This is a genomic window from Campylobacter sp. RM12642 (assembly GCF_020137635.1).
GTDB lineage: Bacteria > Campylobacterota > Campylobacteria > Campylobacterales > Campylobacteraceae > Campylobacter_E.
Genome location: NZ_JACGAT010000048.1, coordinates 1 through 3982, shown reverse-complemented (window position 1 = coordinate 3982; position 3982 = coordinate 1). Strand labels below are relative to the sequence as shown.

Below are 3982 nucleotides of genomic sequence, written 5' to 3'. Positions count from 1 at the left end.
TACCATTATTTAATTTGCTTAAAGATTTTACTATTAGCATCATCGCATATACAATATAAGGGATAAAAACCACTATAAATACAAATAAAGCAATAATAGATGTCGTAACAAAACTACTATTGATTAAATTTTCTAACTCGTGAGTATTCTTATCAATCTCATCTAAATAAACACCTGTTCCAATCCATAAAGAATTTGTATTAGGTATTAATGCCACATAAGATAATTTTGGTGCTGTAATATCAGTGCCTGGTTTAGGGAAAGGAAAGGTTACAAAACCACCACCAGAATTAGCCTTTTTGCTTAATTCTTGAATAAAAAAAGTCCCATCAGGAGCTTGCATTCCCTTTAAATCTTGTCCTATTAGCTTTTTGCTAACTGGGTGAGCTACTGCTGTGGTATCTTTATAAACGAAAAAATACCCATTACCATTGTCAAATCTAAAATTTTCTATAGCTTGTGCTATATAATCAATTTTCTCTTTTTCACTCTGTAAATCTTTTAAATGAATTGAAAGCGCATTAATCATTGCATCAGTTGATATTTTTAATTTTTCTTCTATATCAACTTGCATAATTCTTGCTACCTCATTTGAATTAGCTTGAATTGTCTTTTGATTATTATTGTAAAATAAATAAAGCATCAAAAATAAAACAAACAATCCTAAAATAATAACAAAACCAAGTTTTGCTTTTATAGTTTTTAACATTACATACTCCTTTTGAAACTTTAAATAAAACATAATTTTAAAATTTAAAAATATAAATAATGTTAAATTTAATTAAGATTTTAGGAATTTCAAAATTGAAATTCCTTTTTTACTTATTTTGCTTTAGATTTGCTAACTTCTTGCATTTTTATATAAGGTCCAAATCTATGTTGCTCTATACTAAAATCATCATCATAAGGAGCTACATCCATATCAAGTGGTTTTGTCCTTCTATCAGGAAAATCTGCTTCACGATTAGCCTTAATTGGTCTTGGTTTTGAATTAATATAAGCTGCCACATCAAAAGCTTCTTCATCACTTAAAGTAGCATCACCTTTTGGCATATTACCTTTAATATACGAAGCTGCTTTTATTAGTCTATACATTCCAGCACCTGTGTTATAGCTATCATCTCCCCATAAAGCAGGATATACATAATATCCACCTTTTTGCTCGTCATTTAGCATTCCTGCTCCATCTTCGCCGTGACAAGCCGAGCATTTTTCTTCATAAATAACTTTACCTTTTTTAGGATCAGCTGCTCTATTTAATAATTTTACTTGAGTAAGTCCTTGCCCTTCAACATTAGCACCCACTGGCACACCTTGGCTTAAATAGTGCATATAAGCTACAATTGCTTTCATCTCTACTGAATTAATAGGCAATGGCTTACCATTCATAGAGCGTTCCATACAGCCATTTATACGATTTTCAAGAGTAGCGACTACATCGCCTCTAGCTAAGTATTGTGGAAATCTAGCATAAATTCCTACAAAACCTGATTCATAAGGAATAGTCCCGCCATTTGCGTGACAGCTGCTGCAAGATAAATTATTTCCTGCATATCTTTTACTCTCATCTTTTGCCTTTGGACCTATGTAATATGTGGTTTCATTTAGGATTTTATTGCCTAAAATCACTGCTTCAATATATTTTGAGCCTTTAGGTAATTTTTCTTCATCTAAATACCCATCATCATTCATAGCACTTGGCACTACCCAATTCATTTTAGCTTGTTTAATGCCTGTTTCTGATTTGGTTTTATTCACACTTGGGTCTATCGCAAATGCAAAAGATGATAATAATAAAATCATACTAATTTTAGTTTTCATAACTTCTCCTTAAATTGATTTAAGAAAATGCTAGGATTTTTATGTGAATTTAATGTGAAAAATAAGCATAAAAATCGTAAAAAATTACAAAATTGTTACAAATTTACAAAAAATAAATAAAACTAAGAGAATTTAAAAAAATGAAGTATTAATTTTGATATTCTGTATTAAGTCAATTATAAGTATTATATTATTAAAATAAAAAACTAATATAAAGGAGAGAAAATGAGTAAAAAAATTAATATAATTATGGCTAGTGCGTTATGTTTTATATCTACAGGCTGCGTTATGCCAGAACTTTTAAATGTAAATAATGTTATAAACCATAACAACAATTCTAATACTAACACAGCTAAAATCATAAGAACATATCCTGATAAAACCATAGTAACTCAAGGAAATATGAATTATGGTAAAAAATGTGCGTTCAAAACAGACCCTAGAAATAATAAAGTTGTAGAAGTAGGCTATGTTATACAAGATGCGTGCTTGCCTGATTGGTGTAAAAAATGGTATGACAATGTAGATTTAGAACCTAAATCTGATTCTGATAAATTTCAAGTTGATACTTGCCATAGTTTTATAATATATAATGCGTCATTAGGATATAAATTGATAGAAGATTAATAAAAGATTAAATAAATTATGCCTTTAACTTTTTAAAGCATAATTTATTAATCAAAAAACTAAAAAATAAAATCTTTAAACCAACAATCAAATTCTTTTACACTTCATCTTTAAATACTTCTTCTCTTACATAAATTGTGCATTCTTCTTTTTCATCTAAGCTTCCGTCCCATTTATAAACAGCTAATATTTCTCTTAATAAAGCTATTATTTCTTTTTCGTTTAATGTTTTATTATCTCTTATAGAAAGAATTTTATAGACTTTGTCATAAACTACATTATCAATCTCTTGACTAATATCATAATCTAAAATTATCCTTATATGCTCGCCTTTATAATATAAAATCCACAAAGATTTATTAAGTTTTGCATGGTCTAGTTCTGGGTCATCAAAATACATACAATTCATAAACCAGCAGTCTAATTCTTCATCTATTACAATGCGTTCTTCATAAGGAAATTTATGATGTTGTCTGAGATACCAATCATTAGTATGCTTAATACAAATATCTACAAAAGAATATTTCTTCTCTAATTATCGCCAATAATTGCGTTTTTAAAAGCCATTATTTCTCCTTTTTTGAAAATAAAATTCATATTTTAATTCTTTAAAATTTTATGGAATTTAAAATAAGAATTAGCTTTTATAAAAAATATAATATTTTATTTTTTTAAACCAATTATCTTTAGTTTTTATATCTTTAATTAAACTTAAATTTGCAAATACTAATAAATCCAAATAACGCTGAATAATAGAGAATATAAAAGATAAAATCACAAAAACTAAGAAAAACAAAATTATAAAAATTAAAATATTATCATAAACAAAAGCCCTAGCTATCAAAAATGCAATACTAAAATCTAACACACCAAAAATAATATTTATCATTTCGCTAATTTTCAATCTTGATATTTTGCCTTTTAAAATATATAAAGCCTTGCAATTAGGACATTGCAAGGTATGAATACCTAAGTCTTTTTTATAAGAAAATGATTTTAACTTTGAAATATTATAAGAGCAAAACTCGCATTCTTTATAAAATATTTTCATCTTTTTATAAGCTTTATGAAAAAATCTTTTAATTTAATTAATCTAGTTTTTTTAACTTCTAACTTCTCATTATCATCAATTAAAACAAATTTATAAAATATAAATAAATTTAAATAATGCTCAAGTATTACCACAAAAAGCCCAATACCTAGAAAAGATACAAGCCATACAAAGATTAAAAAGACAACATTCTTACTCACAAAATCACTGCATAAAAACACACAAAAAAATGGTAGCAAAAACACAGACCATCCTAAAATCTCATTCAAAATAGCATAAATCATTACAAAATATACTTTAAGTTTCAATCCATAAGAAGCATTGCAATTAGGACATTTTAAAGTATAAATTCCTAAATCCTTTTTATAGGTATATAATTTTAATTTTGAAATCTTACAAGAGCAAAGCTCACATTCTTTATAAAACATTTTTATCCTTTATATTTCTAAAATGATTTAATTTTTTTTACAAAATATCTTCAAA

General features: G+C 26.5%; 6 protein-coding genes. 1 reads left to right on the top strand and 5 read right to left on the bottom strand.

All coding sequences use genetic code 11. The annotated features are described in order from the left end of the window. Together AVBRAN12642_RS09495 and AVBRAN12642_RS09490 are read right to left on the bottom strand one after the other, a co-directional pair. Positions 1–709, bottom strand: a 709-nt coding sequence (locus AVBRAN12642_RS09495; RefSeq protein ID WP_336608294.1) for a cache domain-containing protein, incomplete at its 3' end; no start/stop codon positions are given. A 113-nt stretch (positions 710–822) separates the two neighbouring features. After that, positions 823–1821 (bottom strand): c-type cytochrome, encoded by a 999-nt coding sequence (locus tag AVBRAN12642_RS09490; protein ID WP_336608293.1) that lies wholly within the window; start codon positions 1819–1821, stop codon positions 823–825. A 225-nt stretch (positions 1822–2046) separates the two neighbouring features. Between AVBRAN12642_RS09490 and AVBRAN12642_RS09485 the strand changes: the two genes are divergently transcribed. Continuing rightward, positions 2047–2448 carry a hypothetical protein gene (locus AVBRAN12642_RS09485; RefSeq protein WP_214150614.1) on the top strand — a complete coding sequence of 134 codons (402 nt, stop codon included), beginning with the start codon at positions 2047–2049 and terminating at the stop codon, positions 2446–2448. Between the two features lie 97 nt (positions 2449–2545). Here AVBRAN12642_RS09485 and AVBRAN12642_RS09480 read toward each other — a convergent pair whose 3' ends face one another. The 3 genes from AVBRAN12642_RS09480 to AVBRAN12642_RS09470 all read right to left on the bottom strand — a co-directional run bounded on the left by AVBRAN12642_RS09480 (position 2546) and on the right by AVBRAN12642_RS09470 (position 3927). Then, positions 2546–2848, bottom strand: a complete 303-nt coding sequence (locus AVBRAN12642_RS09480) for a hypothetical protein (RefSeq protein WP_336608292.1) — start codon at positions 2846–2848, stop codon at positions 2546–2548. A 237-nt stretch (positions 2849–3085) separates the two neighbouring features. Further along, positions 3086–3499: a hypothetical protein gene (locus AVBRAN12642_RS09475; protein WP_336608291.1), complete on the bottom strand. Its 414-nt coding sequence runs from the start codon at positions 3497–3499 to the stop codon at positions 3086–3088. Next, positions 3496–3927 carry a hypothetical protein gene (locus AVBRAN12642_RS09470; protein ID WP_336608290.1) on the bottom strand — a complete coding sequence of 144 codons (432 nt, stop codon included), beginning with the start codon at positions 3925–3927 and terminating at the stop codon, positions 3496–3498. The genes AVBRAN12642_RS09475 and AVBRAN12642_RS09470 overlap by 4 nt, the downstream gene beginning before the upstream one ends. Positions 3928–3982 lie beyond the last annotated feature (55 nt).

Excerpts from the sequence above, each read along its gene's own strand:
- AVBRAN12642_RS09480 (WP_336608292.1), bottom strand. The coding sequence starts at position 2,848 with ATGTATTTTGATGACCCAGAACTAGACCATGCAAAACTTAATAAATCT.
- AVBRAN12642_RS09490 (WP_336608293.1), bottom strand. The coding sequence starts at position 1,821 with ATGAAAACTAAAATTAGTATGATTTTATTATTATCATCTTTTGCATTT.
- AVBRAN12642_RS09485 (WP_214150614.1), top strand. The coding sequence starts at position 2,047 with ATGAGTAAAAAAATTAATATAATTATGGCTAGTGCGTTATGTTTTATA.
- AVBRAN12642_RS09475 (WP_336608291.1), bottom strand. The coding sequence starts at position 3,499 with ATGAAAATATTTTATAAAGAATGCGAGTTTTGCTCTTATAATATTTCA.
- AVBRAN12642_RS09470 (WP_336608290.1), bottom strand. The coding sequence starts at position 3,927 with ATGTTTTATAAAGAATGTGAGCTTTGCTCTTGTAAGATTTCAAAATTA.